This is a genomic window from Bartonella sp. AP72JLCBS, assembly GCF_042195705.1.
In the GTDB taxonomy this organism is placed as follows: Bacteria; Pseudomonadota; Alphaproteobacteria; order Rhizobiales; family Rhizobiaceae; genus Bartonella.
In genome coordinates this window covers 65,337-88,729 of record NZ_JBHIOU010000005.1, presented here as the reverse complement: position 1 = coordinate 88,729, position 23,393 = coordinate 65,337, and the positions used below count along the sequence as shown (strand labels likewise).

The following is a 23,393-nucleotide window of genomic DNA, read 5'->3' as shown; positions in this document are numbered from 1 at the left end:
TGGAGTGCATCCTCTTATGGATTGGATACTGCCTTATGAGGGTTTGGCAGTTTCCGTTGAGGGGAAGGATGCACTCTTTTTGAAGGCTGGAGTGCATCCTCTTATGGATTGGATACTGCCTTATGAGGGTTTGGCAGTTTCCGTTGAGGGGAAGGATGCACTCTATTGAAGGCGCGGAGTGCATCCTTTCCATGGATTGAATGCACTCTTTGGAGGCTAAAGTGCATCCATAGGGAAAGGCATATTCCATAAGAAACAGAGATAACAAAAAGATTTGTTTTTATATTTTTATTGATAGGTTGCTGTATTTGCGAGGGCTATTCATTCTTTATTCTCAATATTTAAGATGATTATGTGATAAGGGTTGTTCGTCAATACAATCGTAAAAGACGCTGATGTATTTTTATAAAAATTGAGATATTTTTGTGCCTTTTTCTTGTTTTTTTTGTGTTTACACAAGATATGCACGGCTTTTCAACAGTTTGTTTTTTTAGCTTTGCTAATGGCGATGGCGTTGGCTAAACACTTCAATTGTTTTAACTGCTTCAATACCGCCTTAAAAAACAGTGCTTTATAATATGACAAAATAAGCTGTATAACTTTTGATTCTTAAGCGATGCTAGAAAAAGGGGAATGTTAGGAGAGATGTTGTCTATATTCTTAGTTTATCTCTTAAGGTAGGAAGATTAACATATTTTCCGGATCTATTTTTATTCGGTTTGACGGTTAAAGAGCAATATCTGAATGGAATCACACTTGTCTCATGTTTTTATCTTCACGCTTTAGATTTTTTCTCATAGGGATTTTGTTTTTAATGGGGGATTTTGTTTTTAATGGGAGTTTACGCGACTCACATAAAACAGAGTGTTCTAAATAGAATATATTTGTGTTGCACATTTACCTACTTGTTTAAAAACATTATGTGATCTTATCATCACAATTATATTGGTGATTGGAGATATTGGTAAATCTGATAATGGAGAAATCTCTTGTGAAGTGGATAAGTCCTTCTTTAAAATCTCATAAGGAAAAGCCAGCACATTATCATACTATTCGCGCCTCATATGATGACAGCCTTTGGCTCTTGAGCGTGTTCATAAGAGGCATTTTGATTCTTTATCTTTGAAATCTTTGAAGTGCGTTATTTCATATGTCTCTCATGTTTGTAATGTGGAAAAGACAAGGTGTTGATTGATGCAACATGAAATAAATTTAAAATGAGAGAATCCCTATGATATCTGCGTCTCTTAATTTTATATGGATAACGGGATATGATGATTATAAATCAATATGTTGTCGTGATACATCAACCTGTTGGGGGGCGATAAAGAAAGTTATCCAGTAGTTAAGTCATTCTGTTATGTCGTAAAACACGGTCATTTGAGGTTTGGTGATATGAAGCAAGCTTCCTTGGATATGTTTTAAGTGTTTTTTTAAGGGCGTGGTGAATCTTTAAGACAGAGCAAGCTTCTGTTGCGCCTTGAGTTTAGCGGAAAATCCTGAATGGAAGCCAAGAGTGAATGGAAGCCAAGAGGGAAGTGTATCCAAGCTGTTTGTAAATCAGATTGAGTTAAGAATCTTTGTTCTTTGAGAATGAAACGCAAGTCAATTTGACAAAAGAATGATCTATTTTGCGGGTAGACCTTATGGAGGAATTATCACAAAGCTCATAAGGAAGTGATTTAAGACAATACAGTCATAAAAAAGTACAGTTATAAAAAAAAAGTCCTCCGTCGCAATTAGAGGACCAAAAAGCAGGAGAATTTTAACATTGACTCGCAGGACGTGTCAAAAAAGAATAAATTTAAAAGGCCGTACTAAATACAAAAAAATCATACTTAAAGAACCTACCATATTATACTTAGCAGAGAATTGAAAAAATAGCAATATAAAAAATACTTTTTACAAAAAATTTTGTCATTTTGCATTAAAACGTAATACTTTTTTCAATTGAATATTTGTTTTAAGACTCGATATTAATTAAACTATATTTAAAAATATTATGATACATGCAAGCATCTTGATAATATTCTTCAATCAAAAACGAATTAAGAGCCCCTCATGATTATAGGACTGATATGGGGGAAGGCTTTTTGTTTTTAAGAGTGTGGGGTGTATCTTAAGTATGTGTGGGGGGGTGAAGTATTGTCCTTTTGGGTGGGGGCAAGGTAATGAAAATGGAGGCGAGAGCTGCTGGATGCTTGAGCCCGTGTGGGGGAGGTTTCTTTAGAGGGGGCGGGGGCAACATGGGAGGCCGCTTAAAATGGCGAGGAGGGGGATTATTCAAAATGTTTATGGTTTGCATATCCCCAATGAAATGCGAGCAAGTCTAAACAATCTCGTAAATGATCGGCAAGAGAGTTTTGTTTGCGTTTTGAAGAACTTAATTCTTTTATCGCTTGTCCATGGCCGATAACGCGTTCAAGCAGTGAATAGCCAAGAATCCCCAGTTGAACTTTGATTGTTCTTAAATGATTGGAGGCTTCTATTTGACGTTCAATAGGGTGTGTGTACCCTTGGCTACAGGAAACCTTTTCACGGGTGTAGTCAAGGCTCATGTGGAGATCGGCTTGGCTTTGACGCCAGTAAAAATAAAAACGTTCTGCCGCTTTATATTGGGCTTTGCTGAGATGTCCTTTCGCATATAAAAGTGCAATGGGATGGCTTTGTGCATTGGCAATGGCATTGATGGTGCGCGGGTTGCTGGAACTTTCTCGATGATTGGGTTTAAAATAAGGATTACGCGTTTCAACAGGGATTTCTTGCGTCTTTAAATGACCAATGTGCTTTTCTTGATTTTGATGATCAAGCGGGCAGGTTTGCATATTTTTTTTCTGCTTATGGGTCATAGCATCTCCTTAAAAATTTTAATTTTGCTTCTCGTTTTTAAAAAAATGTTGCTTGCTCTAGGCAAAAGAGGGGGATGAGAGGAAGACATGTGTTGGAGTGTGCCGTGTGGGTATGCGCTCTTGGGGTGACTTGGACTGTTGCGCTTGTGTGTGGGAGCCCCATGGATTTGGTTCTTGAAAAGAGGGGTGTTTTGTCGCATGGTGGATTTTCCTTGAATGACTTGATGGGGGAATGGCATGATGTTGCGCGGGCTTTTGTCTTTGAAGGGATTGGTGTTTAGCTGTATTGTAGCCTATGTCTCTGTGGCTGTTTATGTGGAAATGAAGGCTCTTGGGATGACGTGGGGCGTATTTTTACGAGCTATGGCGTTTTATGGCATTCCCGGTATTTTCCTTATGTTGGGTTATGAAGTAATGCAGCGGCGTGGTGTAACGAAGGGTTTGTTCCTCAAGATGGTGTTGTTGAGCTTCATTTTGGCTGCTGTCTCTGATTTTATTTATAAGCAAGCTGAGCATTTGGGTTTGGCTCAGGTGTGGTTTTCAAACAAGTGGGTGTTTTATGTCCTTTTGGGCTTTGTCCTTGCTCTTATTTATAGAGGGGCAAGGCGTCTTGGGTTTAGGCTTTCATTCTTTGAAAAGGATTGATCTTTTGCTGCATTTTTGGCATGGTCTCTGATTTTTGCTTATGAAGGAGCGGGGCGTATGGTGGTTGCGCGGGACATATTTTTAAAGGGGCTGGCGTTTTGCTGCGTTGTTGGCATGGTCCTTGGTTTTGCTTATGAAGATGCGGGGCGACCGGCTATTACGTGGGAGGTGTTTTGGCAGGGGGTGGAGCTTTCTTGTATTGCTGGAGCTGTCCTTTGTTTTATTGTTGTGGGAGCAAACAGTAGAACTGTATCGTGGGGCGTGTTTTTGAAGGGGGTGGTGTTTTGCACCATTGCTGTAGTGGTTCTTGGCTTTGCTTATAAGGGAGCGAAGCGTTTTGATATATCATGGGAATTTTTAGTGATAGGAGCGGTGTTTGTTGCATTGCTGGCGCTGTCCTTGGTTTTGCTTATGAGGGTGCGGGGTAAATGGATATCGCGTGGGGTGTGGTGCTTCAAGTGGGTGGTGTTTTCTTGTATTATTGGCACTGTCGTTGGGTTGGCACATGTGGGAGTAAAGCATATGGGCTGGAGCACGCATTGGTTCTTGAACAATGGGGTGTTTGTGAGCAGTGTTGGATTCGTTCCTTTGTTTGTTTTGGAGGGGGTACGGTGTGTGCGTGTACTGTTGGGGTGGTGCTTAAAAAGAATGAGCATTTTTCTTTCCCACGGGCATGGTCTTTGATGTTCTTTCTGTGAGGGGTATTTGATGTCGAACGATGTGATGTTTTGGCTGTTGCCTTGGTTTTTCTGCTTTTTTGCTCTTGCCTTGATTTTTATTTATAAGGGAGCAAAGCGTCGCTCTGTTACAGGGTGGATGTTTTGGAGATGGGTGGTGCTTTATGGCGTTGTTGCCACCTACCTTGGTTTTATTTATGTGGGCGTGGGCAGGCGCGCTGTTGATGGGGAGCTGCTCTTAAAGGGGGCGGTGTTTTCTTGCATTTTTGCAACTGTCCTTGGTTTGGTGCATCTGGGCGTCAAGAGTATGCCTGTTGCTTGGCAAGTGTTCTTAAAGGCAGTTATGTTTTGTTGCATGATGGGCTTTATCCTGTGGTTTGCTGCTGTGGGCGTCAGGGATATGGATAGCATAAGGGCGGTATTCTTAAAGGTTTTGCTCTTGTCTTTATTGTTAAAAGTGCTCTTGGGGTTCTTTATACGCGAGCAAAGTGATACGGTGCTACAGAGGTCGTTGCGTGCTTTGAATTTTGTGCTGTTTTCCTGCATTTTTGGTACTCTCCTTTTTTTTACTCGTCTGGGAGCAGAGAATCTAGGGTTGAGCTGGCTTTGGTTCTCGAATGAGAGGGTGTTTTTATTCATTTTTGGATTTACCCTTCCTTTTGTTTGTGAGGGAGCAAGGCGTGCACGTGTTTTAGGGGCTTGGTTCTTAAAGTAGGGGGTGTTTTTTTGTCTTATGGGTGTGATCTTTAATGGGCTTGCTGTGAGGGGTATGTGATGTCGAACGATTTGTTTTTTTTGCTGTTGTTGGTGTTTTCCTACCTTTTTATTGTTGTCGTTATTGGTACTTATAAGCTTTCCAATCGCTTCGATATTCCTTGGTGGCGGGCGGCGTTTTATTGTATTTGTGGTGTTTCCCTCTTTTTGAAGGAAGTGCTGTTTTACTGCATTTTAGGAGTCGTCCTTTTTTTGGCTCTTGAGGGGATGGAGAGTATGGACATACCATGGGGACTTCTGTCCTTGATAGGGATCGTGTTTGCTGCACTGTTGGAGTGGTTCTTAATTTTGCATATGAGGGGGCGGCGAGATGGGGTGGTGACGCGTTGTTTGTGGTTATTGAAGGGGGTGGTGTTTTGCGCCGTTGTTGGAGCGATCTTTTTTTGTTTGCGTTTGGGAGCAGAGAATCTAGGGTTGAGCAGGCTTTGGTTCGCGAAGGATTGGGTGTTTTTCATCATTTGTGGATTGATCCTTCCTGTTGTTTCTGTGGGAGCAAGGCGTGCGCGTTTGAAAGCGGAGGCGTTTTTAAAGAGAGTGGGGTTTATGGGGTATTACAGATAACGTCGAGGGAATGATTGTTCAAAAGAACAGCGATAGCGATAAGTTTGGGGATCAAACCAAAGCCCTATTTTGCCTTCAAAATCACCAGAACGTTGTTTGGCAATATTCATAATGACACCTGGGCGTTTGGCTAAATCTGCTTTTTCTTGTGCGAGAGAGGCGGCAAAGATTTTATCTTCCAACGACCGATTGCGCCAAATGGTGATGATGTTAAAGGCATTGGCACCAATTTCTGAGGCGCCTTTAATGTCTTCTGTGCTGGGGATATCTTTATCCAGACCGCCTTTGCGGGCATGGGCGACAAGGTGGATGTGCACACTGTTTAAAACAGCCCAATCAACCATTTTATAAACGGCTTGTTCTTGTCTTGCATAATCATCAGAGGCAATGCCAAGCCGCATCAAACTGTCGATGATAAATTGATCGCAGCCATAGCGCGCACGACAATAGTCAAAGACTTCAAGCAAGGTGTCAACGCTTGATTTGCCAACATGCTCATAAAGAATAAGCCCATCGTCTAAAAAATGAAGAATCCGTTCAATCGTCTCTTTTGTAGGCTGTTCTAAGCCGCCCGTTTGTTTGGTTAAACGGCGAAGCGATTGTTCTCCTTTCATTTCTAGAGACGCTAAGCAAAGGCGACTCTTTTGTGCAATCCAATGGGGAATACAGTCTGATAATAATTGGCTTTTACCTGCACCACTCGCACCGCTCCAGAGCGTTAATTCTGCTGGGCGGAAATGCAATTTGTCCTTCAGTTTAGGATAGGGAACCGTATAACCAAGATGTTTTTCAGGCTCTGGCCAAAAAAGCCCAATCACTTGATCTTTATAGTCTGAGGCGCGCCGTAAACCTTCTGGGGCAAAGCTTTGTGCTGAGGAAAAGGCGGCTTTTATGGTGGCTTTATCAATCCCTGCGGTTAAACAGTCATTGGCATCTTTGCGAGGTAAACGGACACGGTAGCAACGGTGGCGTCCAAGCCTGCTGGCAATCTCACGGGCTGCTTCTTCTCCGGGCGGATCCATATCGGTGGCTAAAAAAATCGTTTCAAAAGATTCTAAATGATCAAATTCATTTTCAATCCAGTTGTGTTTTCCTCCACTGCCTCCTCCAAAGGGAACAGAAACCGCCGGATATCCATAGGCGGCTAAGGATAGCGCATCAATTTCTCCTTCAGTGATAACAATGGTACGGTTTGTTGAAGAAAGAATGGGAAATGGCGCCTGTGTGGAGGCGTGGTTGGTTGAGGGTACCTGCTGAGGTGTGTGTTGGGGTGCCTGCTGGGGCACCTGCGTGGAGGGGTGGTTGGTTGAGGTGGTGTTTTGGGATGCCTGTGTAGAGGCGGGGTTGGTTGAGGGTACCTGCTGAGGTGTGTGTTGGGGTGCCTGCTGAGGTGCGTGCGTGGGTGCCTGCTGGGGTGTGTGCGGGGATGCCTGTGTGGAGGTGAGGTTAGTTGAGGCGGTGTTTTGGGGCGCCTGTGTGGAGGCAGTGTTTTGGGGCGCTTGTGTGGAGGCGTGGTTGGTTGAGGGTACCTGCTGAGGTGTGTGTTGGGGTGCCTGCTGGGGCGCCTGCGTGGAGGTGAGGTTAGTTGAGGCAGTGTTTTGGGGCGCTTGTGTGGAGGCGGGGTTGGTTGAGGGTACCTGCTGAGGTGTGTGTTGGGGTGCCTGCTGGGGCGCCTGCGTGGAGGTGAGGTTAGTTGAGGCAGTGTTTTGGGGCGCTTGTGTGGAGGCGGGGTTGGTTGAGGGTACCTGCTGAGGTGTGTGTTGGGATGCCTGCTGAGGTGCGTGCGTGGGTGCCTGCTGGGGGGTGTGCGGGGATGCCTGTGTAGAGGCGGGGTTGGTTGAGGCGGTGTTTTGGGTCGCCTGCTGGGATGTGTGCGTGGAGGCGTGGTTTGTGGGGTAAAGGGCTTGCCAACCAAATAAAATCGGTTCACATTGGGAGGCTGTTGGTTTGGTTTTTGCTCCCGTTTGCGCAAGCCGTTCTTTGACTAAAGCAAGGGTGCCGTCGGGTTTATAAAAGGGGAAAATGATTTTTTTGCCATTTTCTCCTATGCGGTAACGCTTTATAATTTCTAGAGGAATGCGGCGTTCTTCGTGGAGATAGGTTTTTACAAGATTCTGCGGGCTCTGCCCTGTAGGAACCGGTGGACGGCGATAGGAACGATGGGGCGCCATAAAGGGTTTGGGGCGTGTCAGATTGAGAGTCGCGCGTGCTTCTTCTAAGGCTTGAGAAAGGCTAATGCCTTTGACTTCACACCAAAGGTCTAAAAGATCTCCTCCTGTGCTTTCTGCAAAATCATACCAAAGTCCTGCTTTACTACCACTCAAGCAAATCGATAAACTTTGACCAGCTTCACCACGTGTGTTGCCTACAATCCAATTGTTGCCTCGTTTGTGCCCTTGGGGAAGAAGCATTTCTGCTATTCTATCGGCTTGTGAGATAAGTTTTTGTTTGATTTCAAAAATTGTGCTCATGGTCATTCGTGATATTATTTTCGTTTTTCTCAAGATGTGAGAAGTGAGGACTCTGTTTTTGCTGTTCTCACCGTTTGATCTGATCGTAAAGTCTCGTGGTGCTATGGGGCTTGCCAGTTTACTTTGAGAGCTTCTTTGCCGCTCTTTTCTTGCCAATAGTTGCGAAACTTCTTGGCTTGCCAATGGGCTTGACTCTCACTCAAACCTTTTTGAAATGGCTGTGTTGATGTTTGTTTGCCAAGAGCATGGGAAGTGGCGCCTTGAGAAAAGGAGGAACGCGGAAAGGAGGAAGGATGCAAGAAGGTGGGGCGGATGCCTGTGAGGGTGTGGTGCATGTTGAAGTGTCCTGTTGGGGGGGTGTTGGGGCATGAGTTGGGGTGCCTGTGTGGAGGGGTGTTTTGTTACCAAAGAGTTTGCTTTTCATTGAAGTTTTTTGAAGCTGCTCTGTTGATGTCTGTTTGCCAAGAGCATGGGAAGTGGCGCCTTGGGAAAAGGAGGAAGGTGGAAAGGAGGAAGGGGGTGAAAGAAGGGCGGGGTGGATATGCCTGAGGGGGTGGTGCATGCTGGAGTCCTGGTGTATTGGGGTGCATGTTGGGGTGTGTATGTTGGGGTGCCTGTGGGGGTCTTTTGCGTGGGGAAAACGCTTTTGTGATGAGAGCAAAATGGTCGATGTTGACGCGTTTTGCTGTGTGAATCGCCTATCCAAATGTTGTTTTGCCGCCTTTTGTTTTGTCCGATGCTGTTGTGGTTTTGAAGCATTTTTGTCCCCGCGCTTGCTTGAAAAATACGTTGTTTGTGTGATGTCAAAAATTGTCGTTATAGTTGATCAAACTGCGGTAAAGCGTGTCATTGTTCTCAGAGGTAAAAGATGAGGAGCTCCTTTGTTTTTGCTGTTCTTGCCGTTCGATCTCACGGCGAAACCAGTTGCGCCATGTGGCTTGCCAGTCTACTTTGAGAGCTTCTTTGCCGCCTTTGGCTTGCCAATAGTCGCGAAACTTCTTTTCTTGCCAATGGGCTTGGCTTTCACTCAAACCTTCTGAAACTGCCGCCTTGATGTCTGCTTGCCAATGCTCAGGAAGACGATGCCCTTTGGTAACTGAGGTTGTGGTTTTTTTGTTGGAAGAAGGAGGGACGGAGGTAGGAAGATTGCTGGGAGGAAGAGTGGTGGCAGATTTTGTTTTTTCCCCCGTGACAATTTGCGCGATAGGGGCGGGAGTGAACTCGGCTTGGGGAGCGTTTAAAGGGGAGGCGTTTTTTTGCTCCGCTTCTGCTTGGGCAGGCAAAGGGAGAGGTGAATCAAGAGCCGATAAGGGTGATGGATGATCGCTTTGTTCAAAGTTCTCTTCGCAGGAAAAACAAGGTTCTGTCTCATCAAACAAAATTTTCTTTTCTAAAACACCGTAAGGTGTTTCCTTTTCTTCTGCCTTTTGAGCTTTTGAGTTTTGTGCAACATCTTTTGGACTTTCGTTAAGCAGTTGTTGCATCTCTGCATTGATTTTCTTGCGTTTTTTTGCCGAAGAACGACCCGCAAAGGATTTTTGTTCAAGCAATTTTTCACGCTCTTGAAAAACATTTTCGCAACGCTTGTTCCATAATCCATTGGCTAAATTTAAAATCTTACCCTCTTGGATGAGCATCTCTAAAACATTAACAAAAGTTCGCTTGTCACAACCACAAAGACGCGCTAAACGTTCTTTCGATATTTCTAAAGGTCGGCCACGGGCATACATTTCATTGAGAAGAATCGTATAGATTCCAATTTCGTGTGCGCGCATCCCACGTACACCTCCTAGAAAGTCATTTTGATACCAACAAACATATGGAAGCCTAGACGATTCATAATGAGGAGTTTCTTGTTGATTAGCGTGTTTCATACTGCAATCTACTTTCTTCTTTTTTATACATTTTTATTGATGATAAAAGCTCAAATAAGGATTTAACTTGTGTTGCTTTTGGCTCTGTTCGATGATGACTAGAGGCTTCTTTACGATGCTTATAAATGATTGGCTGTGCTTGAAGCGCATGCAAACTTACGATTTAAGATTGCGGTGATGGAAAAAATAAAGAATACCACACATTCTCAACGTACTTGCTTTTGGGCAGAAGCTTTGGAGGTGGTCTTTTATATCCGGTAGGGTGGTTAAAGTGTTTTTATGATCTAAAAATAAAAAAAAATTCCCCCTAAAAAGTAAAATTTGTTTCCTTAATTTTATCCTTTTTAGAGGATAATGCAAGCCCGTTTTATAAAAAGGACGTGTTTTTTTAAAAAGACGCGCTATATGGTGAAATTATGAATATCGATGGTTGGCGTCAAAGATTAAGAATCGCTTTGGAAAAAAGTGGGCGGTCAAAAAGATCTATCTCCCTCGCTGCCGGTAAAGGCGCGGGGTACCTTCATTCTATTCTTTCTGAAGGAAAAGAACCAACAATCGAATCTCTCTCGCGAATTTGTCACGAAATTAATATCAGTATGAATTATATTCTTTACGGGAAAGGGGCTAGCCCTGAAGATAAAGAATTTATAGAGCTTATTTCGAAACTCTCTCCGCAAGAGAGACAGGCGATTTTGACTCTTTTGCGGCGACCAATTGGCGAAGCTTCAAAATAACTTCCTTCTGTGCTTTTGAGTCAAGGCGACTCCAGTGTTTTATTAATATTATGTCACTCATTTTATCTCTCCTGTGTGTTTATAATTGCAATTTTGTAAGAACAAATAGAGAACAACAAAGGGGCATGAGAGGAACAAAGAATAATAGATTTTTCTTTACATATGTCATTTGAACCCCGTAGATATTTAAAATATATCTTTTATGAAGGATAAAATGGTTGACATCTCTCCTATAGAGGATATAAGACTAACGCTATATTTAGTCTTGTCAAGACAAGGCTATGCTTTATCAACTATCTAAAGGGGGAAATCATGAAAAATATTTCATTCGTTAAAGAGGATGAAATCATTGTCGTTTTATGCGAAGAGGAAAATCCTTGTACTTATGAAGGACCAATCGACGAAATCGAAGAAGTGCTCGAACTGATTGAAGAATGTGAAACTGTTTATAGAGTTTTACGACTCGATCTGACAACTTCTCATGCTGAAGATATTACGGAACAAATCGCTGATTTTTATGTCGAAAATCATGAAATGAATGAAGAAAATACACAATTGCAGCCCTTCATTTTGAATAGTGAAGCTTATCATGCTTGTTTAAATGAAAGAGCGGCTTGCGATTATGAAGATAATCTCTATGGCTCTTATGAAAAACAGCATCGTTTACGCCCATGTGATGTCTTGACAGATTATTGGTGGTAAACATGCCAAGTTATCTCAAGACTTCGTATCAAGGGATTCCACTTTATTATGCTGGAAATATGCGGAATTTAATCAGACTCGAACCACAAAAACACAACGCTATACTTTTCATCTCGCAAGAGGTGGCTCAGTCTATGGCAAAAAAATTGGAGGAAGAATATTGCCGCCATGATTTTTCCGTCGTGCAGTAGCAGGGTTGAAAAAAGAAGCCGCAATGATGGGCCCAAGTGCTTTTTCATTGCGGTGACAATGGTGTGCGTTATGCTTTCGTTCTTGGGGGGGGGGAAGCTTAGGGGAGCCGCTTGGGGGAGAGCTTTGCGGGGATTTTCTTAGCCGATATGGAAAGGGGGGGCATGAAGAAAAGAGCCCTATATATGGGGAATTGCGGACGCTTGTGTGTGGGGGGGAAGTTGCCGGCTGGTTCATTGGGGGGGTAAGGCAATGAAGGGGCAGCGGGTTATCCAGTGGGGTTGGAGTGACACGGAAAGCATGCTGGAGAACAAAAATGAAGGCTTAGGGGAAAGAGAAGCAGCAGTACAGACAGGTTCCAACCTATAAAAAGGCACGTTCAAGGGGGAAAGAGCCGGTTTTTGTGTTTTTGCGGCACGCAAGTAGGGAGCTTGGAATGATACCTAAAGCATGCTGGAAAATGGAAGGAGGTGTTTGACGGGGGAGGTCGTTAAAGCTTGTTTAGACATATTGGGACACGTGGGGGGCTTTGGGGTGCTTTTGTGTTGAGTGCTGGGGGAGAGCGCCGCAATGATGGGCCCAAGTGCTTTTTCATTGCGGTGATAATGGTGCACGTTATGCTTTCGTCTAGGGGGTGCGCCGCTTGGGAGGGGCTTAGCTGATATGGAAAAGGAGGGGATGAGAAACTTGTGGGGAGGAGGGATGTTGGGGGGAAGCTTGTTGGGGAAAATGTTGGTGGTTGGCTGGTTAAGAGGGAGGACGAGTGGGGGGAGGAGAGCTTGAAGCGTATGCAAGGCATATGCTGGAGGGGAGATATGAGGTGTGGAAAGGGGGCAGCCGTATAGCGTTGAGGAGATGTCAATCTTTAAAAAAAGTTCCGTGTAGGGGGAAAGTAGAGGGCTTGGAGCGCAGGGAGTGCAAAGAGCTTGGATATGAATGTGAAAGCATGTTGGGAAATGAGGGAAGGTGTTTGAGAGGGAAGAAGAGGAAGAAGCTATGGGGGCGCGGTTCTGACCGTTTTTGTATTGAGCCTTAGGGGGGCAATGATGGGCGAGAGGTTTTTTTATCGGGGAGAAAATATCACGCGTTATGCTTTCGTCTAGGGGGGGCGCCGCTTGGGAGGGGCTTAGCTGATATGGAAAAGGAGGGGATGAGAAACTTGTGGGGAGGGGGAAGTTGAGGGGGCGTTTCCAACAGCTTTTGTGATTTCAGCAGCACAATATTTAAGGATGCTGTCATTCTTAGTGGGGAATGCATCTTAAAAGATATGAATGTTTCAAAGAGAATATGTTGCAAAAAAACACCTTAAAGATGAAGGGGAGAAATACTATGCCAATCATTATCGATTGTATTCAAGGAACAGAGGAATGGCAGCAAGCGCGTAATGGTTTGATTACGGCTTCGTTGTTTGAGATGGTTATGGCACGAACAAAACAAGGGCAAAAAACGTCACGCTATCAGAGTGTGATGATGAAATTGGCGGGAGAAAGAATTACCGGAAAAACCGTTGATGAAGGGGCAACACTTTCTATGCGACGTGGGACTGAATTAGAACCAAGCGCGCGACAGCTTTATGGGAAACTGACACATACAGAACCTGAATGTATTGGCTTTGTTTTGGCTGATGATCGCGGACAAGGATTTTCTCCCGATGCTTTTGTTGGAAAAAATGGATTGTTGGAAATTAAAACAAAAAAACCTGAAATTTTAATTCCTCATTTCATGCAAAAGGGCTTTCCAGCAGAACATAAAGCACAATGTCAAGGAGGGTTATGGATTTCTCAACGCGAATGGGTGGATTTAATGCTCTATTGGCCGGATATGCCTCCTTTGATTAAACGGGCTTATCGTGATGAAGCGTATATTTGCAAGCTTGAAAATGAAATTAGCCGTTTTAATGAGGCTTTGGAGAAGATGGTACAGCAAATTAAGAGTGTTGGGACAGGTTTTCATATAAGAACAGAAATTGCTTTGAAGGAGGGGGAAGAAAGGGTGCTTGGAATGAAGACAAAGCGTATGCTGGAGGGGAAAACGAGAATGAGACGGGGTGGGAAGGGATCTTGTGTAGCGTTGAGGAGAGGCAAAGTTCTATAAAAAGGAAAGAGCAGAGGGAAAAGAGCTGGTTTTTGTGTTGGAGGAGGGTGCCAAATAAGGGGGCGCAGGGAAGCAGGGAGCATAGCGAACTTTAGGGGACAGGAATGTGAAAGCCATGTTGGGCAATGGGGGGAAAGGGTGCTTGGAATGAAGACAAGACGTATGCTGGAGGGGAAAGCGAGAATGGGGAGTAAGGCTAAGTGTTCAGAGGTATGGTGGTGTGATTTTGGGTGCTTTTGTGGTGAGTGTTGGGGGGGGGGCCGCAATGAAAGGGCTGAGTTGCTTTTTCATTGTGGTGACAATGGTGTACGTTATGCTTTCGTTCTTGGGGGGAGAGAGCTTTGCGGGGGCTTGGGGGATTTTCTTAGCCGATATGGAAAAGGGGGAGATACGCGGCTTTGGGAAGAGAAATGTTGGAGCGGGATGAGGAGGAAATGGTGGGGATGAAGGGGGCAGGTCGTTATCCTGTGACTTGGAGTGACACGAAAGCATGCTGGAGAACAAAAATGAGGTTTAGGGGGGAGGGAAGCAGCAGTACAGACAGGTTCCAACCTATAAAAAGGCACGTTCAAGGAGGAAAAGAGCCGGTTTTTATGTTTTTGCGGCACGCAAGTAGGGAGCTTGGAATGATACGTAAAGCATGCTGGAAAATGGAAGGAGGTGTTTGGCGGGGGAGGTCGTTAAAGCTTGTTTAGACGTATTGGGACAACGGGGAGCTTCTGGCCGCTTTTGTGTTGTGCCGTGTTTGGGGGCGCGATGAAAGTCCCCCATGATGGCGAAGTTGCCGGACAAGTGCTTTTTCATTGGAGAGGAAATGGTCCTTGTGGTACTTTTGTTCATTAAGAAAGAGTCGTTTGAGGGGCGTTTTTTAGCCGATATGGGAAAAGGATGTAGGGGCATGAGAAAAAGTCTGTGTGGAGTCAAGTGGGCTTGTTGGGGAAAAGATTGGGGGGCAGGTTGTGGAAAAAATAGAGGGGTGGAGGAAAGGGGAGAATAAGAAAAGAACGGATAGAGACATTATAATCTTTATGTTTTTCTACACTACCTTGTTATAGAAAATCAAAAATTACCACACCTTGTGAATTCACTGTGGGGCTGATCTTAAAGCTCTTCAAAAGCACTGATCAATAGATACTTCTCCATATAACTTTGATAAATGATATTAGTATGATCCCGAAGATAAATGCACCAATATTTACCAAATATCCTTTTATACTGATGAAAATTAATAACCCTATACTTATTATTCCTAGTGGTATATTCCACGTAAAAAACGAAATTATATAACACATTATAGGTATTATTCCACAAATAATGAAAATTACATTCATGATACTACCAATTACATGCTCGGTATTATCTTGTCGTCTGTTCTCTTGCTTTCTACTAATTTCAGAAGCCTTGTCATTATCTTTAAAAGTTTTATGATAGAACTGATTGTAAGCAGCTCTCTTTTGAGGATCTTTAAGAACTTCATAGGCTTCACAAATTTTTCTGAATTTTTGTTCTGCTTCGGTACTAGAATTATGATCAGGGTGGTATTGCAGAGCTAATTTACGAAAAGCAGATTTTATCTGTTTATCGTTGCATGCGTAGCTTACACCAAGAATTCCATAATAATCGTCTTCATTTACTATCATTAAATACAGCCACTTTGTGTATTGCTCTTATTTTATAAGATCGTTTAATTGATCTCTTTTGAATGTATCGACATGTGTTATTTTTATGTTATAAATATGGTGAAAATTGTATTGAGTGGCATGGCTGTACTTGGGGCTATTGTCTCTAAATGAGAGGAGATACAGTTCAAAACGCTTAAAAATGCAGGGTGTTTTTAATATTTTAGAAATATTTTTTACAAAAATAGATTAAAAGAGAGACGATAAATCAAATGTAAAAGGGACGGCAATAATAGCCAAGGTTGTCATTATTGTAAATAAACAGGCAGGAACCTTAAATCTAAAACGCCAAAGTAAACTTATGGGAACAGACATTATCGTTGTTATTACGAATGCTACGATAAACCATTGCAGGAATAAGTTCATTATATTAATTTCATTATTAAAACGATTTTGATTAAGACGATTTTGTTTTAGTTCTTCCTCTGAAACACAATCGATAATAGAAACGCCATAATAAACAGGAAATTTTCCACCTGGACAAGCGCTAACAGAAAATTGTTCAAGCTCTAACCATTCTCTTTCGCGTTCTTTTTCTAATAGCTTCTTTTTTATTTTCTGTCTTATATATTCTTTGGAAATACAATTGATCGGAGAAGTACTTCCAACAAAAAGACCATCTGTTGTACATCCACTCGTTGTATGATGCGTGAATAAAACAGTGCTTATTGCTATAGCGAAGAAAATAAAGTGTTTAAACAGAGGGTATTTATTGTCGTTTGTTTCTGATGAGCTTTTATAAGTCATTTCTGTTAAATAAATCAATATGTGTTATTTTTGTGTTGAAAATATACGTAAAAACGTATTTAATAAAAATGGTTATAATGATCATAATGTGTCTAAATAAAGGTGTGGTACTGGCTAAAACCCCGCATATGTGGGGTTTTAGCTTATTGGAGGAGATATGACAGCAGAAAATATGCAGAAAATATAAGGGGATCTGTAGCCAAAATGGTTGTCCTAGGGTGGGGAGAGTAGGCAATATCCAAAATACTCCAAATGAAATATACTTGTTGTTGTACATTCACGCACTTGTTTTAATAAAGATATCTCGCTCTAAGCTCATTTCACAGCCATTTTATGCCGGCGTTCATAAATTTCATACTGGCGCTTGTGAATAATATCGTGAGGGGTATAACGGTCAAGCCCCGTAGATTATAAAGTCCGTAGATTATACCCCCAGAGATTATAAACATTGCGCACCCTATCTTTACTTTATGAAAAAGTAAGTTGGTACTATTTGGGGCCCGTTGCCAAAATTGCGGCATGGGCTGTAGCTCTTGAGACGATTCATAATCTCGTTTACTGGGAGGCTTCTTACGAAGAGATATGCTTTTCTTGGAAAGTTTCTCGCCATACGGATCTTTCTGCTTGTGAAGTGTAAGCGAAGAGGGGTGATTGATTTCAATAGAACAGAGGGAGAGAGCTTTTCGCTCTTGGGGCTCTTATGCAAGACGAATAACGCTATCCGTATCAATCAAAGTATTCGTATAAAAAAGATGCGTGTTGAAAGAGGGAGGCTTAGAGCACGTGGAAAACCATAGTGTATAAAATTGGTAATGAGGGATCTTCTTTGAAAAGGCAGGCTCTCAATTTTCTGCCATATGGGATGTCTAGTATATGGGGATGCCTGTCATATGAGATGTCTGTTATATGAGATGTTTGCCATATGGGATGTTTGCCATATGAGATGTTTGCCATATGGGAGCGTGGGGTGCTTAGTGAAAGCTTTATTGAGGGGACTTTATCACTGTTTGGTTTTTGCTTTTGGTAAGGGGTGGGGAGAATGGGGAAGGAAAGGCGTTGAGTTGAGAGGAGGTTCTGGAAATGGCTCTGTTAGATCTGTTGTAAATGACGAATAGGATCGATGAAGCTTATTCTAATTTTTAGAGGGAATGCTTGTGTTGCTTGAGGTGGATAGAGAGGCTGGAAAGATAAGATTATTCGTTTTGGGGCGGATAAAGGTATCAATGGGATATGTTTAAACAATGAGTTTATAATAATTCATTATTGAGATTCAATTTGAATTTCAATGAGAGCCCGAAATAGTGTGAGATGTTCTTATTTCAACCCTTCTTATTCAAACGCTCTTATATTGAATCAAGTAAAATCGTTTGTTTGCATATTACAAACAGGGTGAGCTTGTGGGGAAAAATATTCAAGAAATAAAATATTGAAAAAATAAAAATGCCTATACCGTCTCAAGTGCTAAGAGTTGTTGCAATAGTGAGGCTTGGTAAAGAGAAGGAGTAAAGGGGGACAATCTTACAGAAATGAAAGAGAGGGAGAGGCAAGGAAAGGGGAGGGGCAAGGAAAGAGAGGGGAGGCAAGGGGTGGGGGGATATTCTTTGGGGGGCGGTCAATTTCAAAAGCCGTTCGCAAAGCATTTTAGAGATTAAGCGTGTCATTGAGGCTCTTGATTTTGAAGCCATTGATTTTGAAGCTACTGATTTTGAGGCTATTGAAGCGCATGGTTTAAAGGATGGAGGATTTGATGAAGCCGATGAAGGTTGGGGGAAAAGATTTAGGCTTATAGGGAAGACTTATAAGGGCAAGAAGAGAGAGGCAAAAGAAGAATAAAATGGTGCTGCGAGAGAGGATTGAACTCTCGACCTCTCCCTTACCAAGGGAGTGCTCTACCACTGAGCTACCGCAGCCCTTTTCAATCTTTGCGCTGTCTTGTGCCATATTGTCAGAAAATAGGCAAGAGAACATTTGTATATTCTTGCAAGAAAACGTATCTTATGTCATGACATATGTTTCTTATATGCTTAAATATTTAAGGTTATGAGTTGCTTGGATAGAAGCTCAACACTGTTTAAAAGGTTGCGCAATGACACAAATGCATCAAAAACAAAAACAAAATGAAATTAATCATCAAGATGAAAAAGCAAAACGACGTCAAGAAAGATTGGCACAACAATTGCGTCAAAACCTGAAACGTCGAAAAGAGCAAAGCCGAAAAAGAGCACAACCAGAACTCTAAAATGCAAAAAGCTCTAAAATGCAAAAAAATGTTTTTTAGTAAATTTTTGCAACCAAACTTCTCAATAATTTGTTCTCATAGTTAGAATGCGTTCTAAAACGATTAATAAAGCATAACTTCCCGAAGGGGGATAATCCTTTGGAAGGGCAGGCACAAAGGAAAAGAGGGAAAACACGATGGATTCTATTCAAATTGTTGGGGGAGAAAAACTTCAAGGAACAATTCCTATTTCTGGGGCAAAAAATGCTGCATTGCCTCTTATGATTGCGGCGCTGCTGACAGAAGAAACGCTCACTTTAGAAAATATTCCGCATCTGGCCGATGTTGAATTGCTTATTCGTATTCTCAATAATCATGGTGTTGGATATGCCGTTGATGGACAAGAGTTTAACGATGAATGTGTGAATTCAAGAACAATTCATTTTACGGCGCAAAAAATAGCCACAACACGGGCACCATACGAACTGGTGAAAAAAATGCGTGCAAGCTTTTGGGTTATCGGACCTCTGCTTGCACGATGCGCAGAGGCTTATGTTTCGCTTCCTGGAGGATGCGCTATTGGAACAAGACCTGTCGATTTTATCCTTGAGGGACTTAAAACTTTAGGCGCACAGATTACGATCGAAAATGGATATGTTCATGCAAAAGCGCTAAAGGGGTTAAAAGGTGCTCACTATCGTTTCCCTAAAGTCACTGTTGGTGGAACCCATGTGCTGCTGATGGCGGCGACAATGGCAAAGGGAACAACCACTCTTGAGAATGCAGCTTGTGAGCCAGAAGTGACAAACCTTATTCGAACCCTGAATGCTATGGGGGCTCAAATAACCGGTGAAGGAACAACAACGCTTACAATTGAAGGGGTTAAAAAACTCAACGGTGCTAGAGTACGCGTTATTGCTGATCGAATCGAAGCGGGAACATATGCAATGGCTGTTGCTATGACGGGAGGAGATGTCTTTCTTAAAAATGCAAATCCTAATCATCTCACAAAGGTGCTTAAGGTGCTCCAAAAAACAGGACTCGAGATTCAAATAGAACCTCAAGGAATTCATATTAAGCGAAATCCAAAGAACACCAAAATTATGCCCGTTGATATTAAAACAGGACCTTATCCTGCTTTTCCAACTGATCTCCAAGCGCAATTCATGGCGCTCATGACACGGGCTGAAGGAATCGCGCATATTACAGAGACGGTTTTCGAAAATCGTTTTATGCATGTTCAAGAACTCAATCGCTTAGGAGCACAGATAAAGCTTGATGGGCAGACGGCAACTGTCTATGGAACAGAGAATTTGCAAGGGGCTCCTGTCATGGCGACGGATTTGCGTGCTTCTGTTTCTCTTGTGATTGCAGCATTGGCAGCAAAGGGAGAAACAATCGTCAATCGTGTTTATCATCTTGATCGTGGATTTGAGAGATTAGAAGAAAAATTGGCTCGTTGTGGCGCAAAAATCCAACGTATCACAGTGTAAAGCTTTCAAAGATATGCTCCAAAGAATGGCTTTGAGAGGTTGCTTGGGGGGGTGGCTGTTGTGTGGGCGGCATGCTTTCATGACACGGGGTTGAGGGAAGCGCGCATATTACAGAGACGGTTTTCGAAAATCGTTTTATGCATGTTCAAGAACTCAATCGCTTAGGGGCACAGATAAAGCTTGATGGGCGAGAGGGCAACTATCTCATGGAACAGAGAATTTGCAAGGGGCTCCTGTCATGGCGACGGATTTGCGTGCTTGTTGTTTCTCTTGTGATTGCAGCATTGGCAGCAAAGGGGGAAACAATCGTCAATCGTGTTTATCATCTTGATCGTGGATTTGAGAGATTAGAAGAAAAATTGGCTCGTTGTGGTGCAAAAATCCAACGCATCACAGTGTAAATCTGTAAGATGTCTCTCAAAAATGGCTTTGGGAGGGGGTGATATGTTGTTAGGTGTGCTTTTGGGAGGTGTGATCTCAAAAATAAAGGGTTATTAGTCCTCTCAATAAACGTGGGTTTTATTTCATGGTTTTGGAGTTTTTACGAGCGGGCATAAAAGTTTGAGAGGCGGGGGTGGAGCTCATAAAATAAAGACTGTTTTTAAATTTTATTGCTAATTTCATGAAATTACTTTATTGGTAAGAGAATGTTTTGGTCGTCTACGCAGCGATCAACAGGGAATGAAAGACCCTAAACTTGAGACACGTATTTATCCAGCTTTATGGATATCCCGGATTTCCGGGAGCTTTTGTTATGTCCAGGTGCTCTCTAGCACTAAAAGCAAAAGGCTGAGTCAAGTTTCAGCTCTTTCAACTCCCGGAATACCAATGCGAGGGCGCTCGCAACCGGCAGGGGAGCTTGAAGTGAAAGCTAAAAATCCACACTTTAACGACATTTCGATAGGCAGAAAAATTCGCTTTAAAAGAACAATGATCGGAATGTCGCAAAAGAAATTAGGCAGCCAGTTAGGTGTGACTTTTCAACAAATCCAAAAATATGAAAAAGGCTCTAATCGTATAGGAGCTGGGCGTTTACAAGAAATTGCCGATATTCTTAATGTTCCCATTTCTTTTTTCTATACGGATCTCTCGACAAAAGAAAATGCCTTGTATTGCTGTGATGAAGGGATCGCAAGTAAAGAAGAGCACATCCTTTTGAAAAGTTTTAGAGAGCTCAAACCTCAAAAACAGAAAGCAATTTTGTGTTTGATTGTCTCATGAGATAAAAACACTGTTTTAATTTTTATTGCTGGTCTCCAGAAATTATTTTATGAACAAGCACCAAGGTTCTCGTCGTATAGTGTGGTTGAATGGTGGAACCCAAAGCCTGAAAATCCAAGATGAAACATTAGCCTGCTTTATAAGTATCGCGAGATTCCGGGAGTTTTTGCTATGTCCAGGTGCTCTCTAGCACTAAAAGCAAAAAAGCTGACTGAACTCAGTGTTTTTGACTCCCGGAATACGCATAAGAGGCGCTCGCAACCGGCAGGGGAGCTTGAAGTGAAAGCTAAAAATCCACACTTTAACGATATTTCGATAGGCAGAAAAATTCGCTTTAAAAGAGCAATGCTGGGAATGCCGCAAAAGAAATTAGGTAGCCAGTTAGGTGTGACTTTTCAACAAATCCAAAAATATGAAAAAGGCTCTAATCGTATAGGGGGCGGGGCGTTTACAGGAAATTGCTGATATTCTCAATGTTCCCATTTCTTTTTTCTATACGGATCTCTCGACAAAAGAAAATGCCTTGTATTGCTGTGATGAAAGGATTTCAAGTAAAGAAGAGCACATCCTTTTGAAAAGTTTTAGAGAGCTCAAACCTAAAAAGCAAAAAGCAATTTTAAGATTAAATTTTCGTTAGAATCAAAAAAAGATTAAAGAGGCTCTTGCTAAATAATAAATTATTATATAAAGCTTTTTTTAGAGAAGGGGGTTAGCATTTCTCCTCCCCCCCCCCGCAGAAATGTCCAAATAAAACCTCCTTCTCATCGTTTTAAAAATCACGAAAAATTTTATCCTTTATCCTTTATTTTTTTTAAAAGAGTGACTTATTTGTGCTAGAAAAGTTGCTGTATTAGGCAAATTGGAGGGTGGGGTGTTTTTAGGATTTGGGAAGGGCTGGAAAAGTCGTCTTGCCAAATAGAGTTCTCAAAAGGAAATCTTGGAAAGAAACTATCAAAGGGGCGGCTTAAAAGAAGCTACCAAAAATCCGGAACTTCAGGCTTTAAATGAGGACCAATCCGTACCGCCGAGACCTTTTCTGCTAAACCGGTGCGATCTGAAATCTCAACCGCTAAACCACAAAGGGTGGCAGGACCACACGCCGGTTCAAAACGATCTTGCTTCGTCTTATAAAGAAAACGGTGTAAGGGTTCTTCTTTATCCATTCCAAGAGAGGAGTTATAATCTCCACACATGCCTGCATCTGTTAAATAGGCGCTCCCACCTTCTAAGATCTGCGCGTCAGCCGTGGGAATATGCGTATGTGTGCCAACGATAACACTTACACGACCATCAAGAAAATGGCCAAAACATTGCTTCTCGCTTGTCGTTTCTGCGTGAAAGTCAAAAATAATCGTATCGGCTTGCTCCATCAACGAACAGGCAAGCAGAATATTTTCCGCTGTTTCAAATGGATCTTCTACTTTACACGGCATAAAAACGTTGCCCAACAGATTGGCGACAAGAACACGGGCGCCATTTTTTGCCGTAAAAACACCAGAACCTTTTCCAGGAGTTTCTTTCGAAAAATTGGCAGGGCGTAAAAAACGATCACTCTCATGGGCATACTGCAATGCTTCTTTGTGAGAAAAAGCATGATTACCTGTGGTGACAACATCAACACCGGTTATCAAAAGATCTTGATACGTTTCTTGTGTGAGACCAAAACCACCAGAGGCATTTTCACCATTTACCACAACAAAATCAAGCTGCCATTTCTCAATCAGTTGAGGAAGGTGTTCAAAAACAGCTTTACAGCCTGTGCTACCAACAATGTCACCTAAAAATAAAAAACGCATAGGCGCTTTAATCACACTTTAACATTTTAAGAAACCTTTTTCTGTAAAAATTCCTTGTACCTGTAGATCGTGTTCTGCTGCGGGAATAGAAGAAACCTCCTGACATGAAAATCCTATGCCCCATAATGTCATTTGATGCCCTTGTTTTTCAAGAGCTGCAACAGCACGGTCATAGTATCCTCCTCCATAGCCAAGACGGTGACATTGACGATCAAACGCAGAAAGCGGAACAATAATATTATTGGGGGCAACAACGTCATTGTCTGCACCCGGACCAAAGGTGCCAAAACGCATGGGCTCTAAAATTGTGCTGGGCGAAAATGCACGGAAAATCATGGTGGTGGAATCAAGAACTGCTGGTAAGGCTAAATGCCCACCGCGTAACGCTACAGCATCCAGTAAAGGACGCGGGTCAATTTCCGATTTAATGGGCCAATAGCCTGCTAAAATGAGGCGTGAAAAATCGGTTCCCTTCTTTTCAAGGTATTCAATAAAGTGGCAACAAGCACGCTGCGAAAAGAGTGCACGCTCTTCTGTTAAAAGAGCATCACGACGCGATAAACCGTTTTTGCGTTGCTGTGTGCGAAGGGATGAAGCAGATTCATAGAGGGGATTATTTGTCATTGTCTCGTCAATTGTTTTATAAGATGCTGGTATTTTATCCATTGT

General features: G+C 42.5%; 25 protein-coding genes, 1 tRNA gene and 3 pseudogenes. 20 read left to right on the top strand and 9 right to left on the bottom strand.

Features of this window, described 5'->3' with window-relative positions; translation table 11 throughout:
- Window positions 1-2,279 precede the first annotated feature (2,279 nt).
- Window positions 2,280-2,849 carry a hypothetical protein gene (locus tag ACFILO_RS04195; RefSeq protein WP_375621509.1) on the bottom strand — a complete coding sequence of 190 codons (570 nt, stop codon included), beginning with the start codon at window positions 2,847-2,849 and terminating at the stop codon, window positions 2,280-2,282.
- A gap of 104 nt (window positions 2,850-2,953) precedes the next feature.
- On the opposite strand from ACFILO_RS04195, the gene ACFILO_RS04190 reads away from it, so the two are divergent.
- The 5 genes from ACFILO_RS04190 to ACFILO_RS04170 are packed head-to-tail and all read left to right on the top strand — an operon-like array spanning window position 2,954 to window position 5,506.
- Entirely contained in the window at window positions 2,954-3,130 is a 177-nt protein-coding gene (locus tag ACFILO_RS04190; RefSeq protein ID WP_375653601.1) for a hypothetical protein, read from the top strand.
- Between the two features lie 34 nt (window positions 3,131-3,164).
- Window positions 3,165-3,494, top strand: coding sequence for a hypothetical protein (locus ACFILO_RS04185; RefSeq protein WP_375677884.1), 330 nt, complete (start codon window positions 3,165-3,167; stop codon window positions 3,492-3,494).
- 15 nt (window positions 3,495-3,509) lie between these two features.
- Window positions 3,510-4,178 (top strand): hypothetical protein, encoded by a 669-nt coding sequence (locus ACFILO_RS04180; RefSeq protein WP_375677883.1) that lies wholly within the window; start codon window positions 3,510-3,512, stop codon window positions 4,176-4,178.
- A gap of 24 nt (window positions 4,179-4,202) precedes the next feature.
- A complete protein-coding gene (locus tag ACFILO_RS04175; RefSeq protein WP_375677882.1) occupies window positions 4,203-4,886 on the top strand; it encodes a hypothetical protein in 684 nt (227 codons plus the stop codon).
- A gap of 59 nt (window positions 4,887-4,945) precedes the next feature.
- A complete protein-coding gene (locus tag ACFILO_RS04170) occupies window positions 4,946-5,506 on the top strand; it encodes a hypothetical protein (RefSeq protein ID WP_375677881.1) in 561 nt (186 codons plus the stop codon).
- On the opposite strand, the pseudogene ACFILO_RS04165 reads toward ACFILO_RS04170, so the two are convergent.
- From ACFILO_RS04165 to ACFILO_RS04155, 3 genes and pseudogenes are all read right to left on the bottom strand, one after another.
- A pseudogene (locus ACFILO_RS04165) lies at window positions 5,500-7,977 on the bottom strand (toprim domain-containing protein); the annotation flags it as partial. The gene ACFILO_RS04170 and the pseudogene ACFILO_RS04165 sit on opposite strands and share 7 nt — an antisense overlap.
- A 101-nt stretch (window positions 7,978-8,078) precedes the next feature.
- Entirely contained in the window at window positions 8,079-8,312 is a 234-nt protein-coding gene (locus tag ACFILO_RS04160; RefSeq protein ID WP_375653675.1) for a hypothetical protein, read from the bottom strand.
- Between the two features lie 468 nt (window positions 8,313-8,780).
- A complete protein-coding gene (locus ACFILO_RS04155; RefSeq protein ID WP_375677880.1) occupies window positions 8,781-9,851 on the bottom strand; it encodes a DUF1376 domain-containing protein in 1,071 nt (356 codons plus the stop codon).
- Between the two features lie 416 nt (window positions 9,852-10,267).
- Between ACFILO_RS04155 and ACFILO_RS04150 the strand changes: the two genes are divergently transcribed.
- From ACFILO_RS04150 to ACFILO_RS04115, 8 genes are all read left to right on the top strand, one after another.
- The gene (locus tag ACFILO_RS04150) at window positions 10,268-10,585 is read left to right on the top strand and encodes an XRE family transcriptional regulator (protein WP_375631890.1); all 318 of its coding nucleotides are present in this window, start codon (window positions 10,268-10,270) and stop codon (window positions 10,583-10,585) included.
- A 312-nt stretch (window positions 10,586-10,897) separates the two neighbouring features.
- Entirely contained in the window at window positions 10,898-11,287 is a 390-nt protein-coding gene (locus tag ACFILO_RS04145) for a hypothetical protein (protein WP_375634523.1), read from the top strand.
- Window positions 11,288-11,289: 2 nt separating this feature from the next.
- Entirely contained in the window at window positions 11,290-11,478 is a 189-nt protein-coding gene (locus ACFILO_RS04140; RefSeq protein WP_273790850.1) for a hypothetical protein, read from the top strand.
- A gap of 1,327 nt (window positions 11,479-12,805) precedes the next feature.
- Window positions 12,806-13,570, top strand: coding sequence for a lambda exonuclease family protein (locus tag ACFILO_RS04135; RefSeq protein ID WP_375613609.1), 765 nt, complete (start codon window positions 12,806-12,808; stop codon window positions 13,568-13,570).
- A gap of 220 nt (window positions 13,571-13,790) precedes the next feature.
- Window positions 13,791-13,997 carry a hypothetical protein gene (locus ACFILO_RS04130; RefSeq protein ID WP_375677879.1) on the top strand — a complete coding sequence of 69 codons (207 nt, stop codon included), beginning with the start codon at window positions 13,791-13,793 and terminating at the stop codon, window positions 13,995-13,997.
- Entirely contained in the window at window positions 13,981-14,265 is a 285-nt protein-coding gene (locus ACFILO_RS04125; protein WP_375677878.1) for a hypothetical protein, read from the top strand. The genes ACFILO_RS04130 and ACFILO_RS04125 overlap by 17 nt, the downstream gene beginning before the upstream one ends.
- Window positions 14,258-14,413, top strand: coding sequence for a hypothetical protein (locus tag ACFILO_RS04120; RefSeq protein ID WP_375640867.1), 156 nt, complete (start codon window positions 14,258-14,260; stop codon window positions 14,411-14,413). Before ACFILO_RS04125 ends, ACFILO_RS04120 begins: the two co-directional genes overlap by 8 nt.
- Window positions 14,394-14,567 carry a hypothetical protein gene (locus ACFILO_RS04115; protein WP_375677877.1) on the top strand — a complete coding sequence of 58 codons (174 nt, stop codon included), beginning with the start codon at window positions 14,394-14,396 and terminating at the stop codon, window positions 14,565-14,567. Before ACFILO_RS04120 ends, ACFILO_RS04115 begins: the two co-directional genes overlap by 20 nt.
- A 403-nt stretch (window positions 14,568-14,970) precedes the next feature.
- Here the strand turns inward: ACFILO_RS04115 and ACFILO_RS04110 are convergent.
- Together ACFILO_RS04110 and ACFILO_RS04105 are read right to left on the bottom strand one after the other, a co-directional pair.
- Window positions 14,971-15,210, bottom strand: a pseudogene (locus tag ACFILO_RS04110) (DnaJ domain-containing protein); the annotation flags it as partial.
- 228 nt (window positions 15,211-15,438) lie between these two features.
- Complete coding sequence (locus tag ACFILO_RS04105) at window positions 15,439-15,996, bottom strand: hypothetical protein (protein WP_375631876.1); 558 nt, start codon at window positions 15,994-15,996, stop codon at window positions 15,439-15,441.
- Window positions 15,997-16,444: 448 nt separating this feature from the next.
- On the opposite strand from ACFILO_RS04105, the gene ACFILO_RS04100 reads away from it, so the two are divergent.
- Window positions 16,445-16,633, top strand: a complete 189-nt coding sequence (locus tag ACFILO_RS04100; protein ID WP_375677876.1) for a hypothetical protein — start codon at window positions 16,445-16,447, stop codon at window positions 16,631-16,633.
- 337 nt (window positions 16,634-16,970) lie between these two features.
- On the top strand, window positions 16,971-17,111 hold the full coding sequence (locus tag ACFILO_RS04095; protein ID WP_375677875.1) for a hypothetical protein: 141 nt from the start codon (window positions 16,971-16,973) through the stop codon (window positions 17,109-17,111).
- A gap of 720 nt (window positions 17,112-17,831) precedes the next feature.
- Here ACFILO_RS04095 and ACFILO_RS04090 read toward each other — a convergent pair.
- Window positions 17,832-17,906 (bottom strand) — tRNA-Thr (locus ACFILO_RS04090).
- Window positions 17,907-18,082: 176 nt separating this feature from the next.
- On the opposite strand from ACFILO_RS04090, the gene ACFILO_RS04085 reads away from it, so the two are divergent.
- The 5 genes and pseudogenes from ACFILO_RS04085 to ACFILO_RS04065 all read left to right on the top strand — a co-directional run bounded on the left by ACFILO_RS04085 (window position 18,083) and on the right by ACFILO_RS04065 (window position 21,565).
- The gene (locus tag ACFILO_RS04085; protein WP_375607050.1) at window positions 18,083-18,235 is read left to right on the top strand and encodes a hypothetical protein; all 153 of its coding nucleotides are present in this window, start codon (window positions 18,083-18,085) and stop codon (window positions 18,233-18,235) included.
- A 176-nt stretch (window positions 18,236-18,411) separates the two neighbouring features.
- Window positions 18,412-19,707 carry a UDP-N-acetylglucosamine 1-carboxyvinyltransferase gene (gene murA / locus ACFILO_RS04080; protein ID WP_375613603.1) on the top strand — a complete coding sequence of 432 codons (1,296 nt, stop codon included), beginning with the start codon at window positions 18,412-18,414 and terminating at the stop codon, window positions 19,705-19,707.
- Window positions 19,708-19,844: 137 nt separating this feature from the next.
- A complete protein-coding gene (locus tag ACFILO_RS04075; RefSeq protein ID WP_375613602.1) occupies window positions 19,845-20,108 on the top strand; it encodes a hypothetical protein in 264 nt (87 codons plus the stop codon).
- Between the two features lie 463 nt (window positions 20,109-20,571).
- A complete protein-coding gene (locus ACFILO_RS04070) occupies window positions 20,572-20,928 on the top strand; it encodes a helix-turn-helix domain-containing protein (RefSeq protein ID WP_375671813.1) in 357 nt (118 codons plus the stop codon).
- Window positions 20,929-21,099: 171 nt separating this feature from the next.
- Window positions 21,100-21,565 (top strand): annotated as a pseudogene (locus ACFILO_RS04065) (helix-turn-helix domain-containing protein).
- 337 nt (window positions 21,566-21,902) lie between these two features.
- On the opposite strand, the gene ACFILO_RS04060 reads toward ACFILO_RS04065, so the two are convergent.
- The gene (locus ACFILO_RS04060; protein ID WP_375613599.1) at window positions 21,903-22,724 is read right to left on the bottom strand and encodes a TIGR00282 family metallophosphoesterase; all 822 of its coding nucleotides are present in this window, start codon (window positions 22,722-22,724) and stop codon (window positions 21,903-21,905) included.
- Window positions 22,725-22,742: 18 nt separating this feature from the next.
- Window positions 22,743-23,348 (bottom strand): 5-formyltetrahydrofolate cyclo-ligase, encoded by a 606-nt coding sequence (locus ACFILO_RS04055; protein ID WP_375677906.1) that lies wholly within the window; start codon window positions 23,346-23,348, stop codon window positions 22,743-22,745.
- Window positions 23,349-23,393 lie beyond the last annotated feature (45 nt).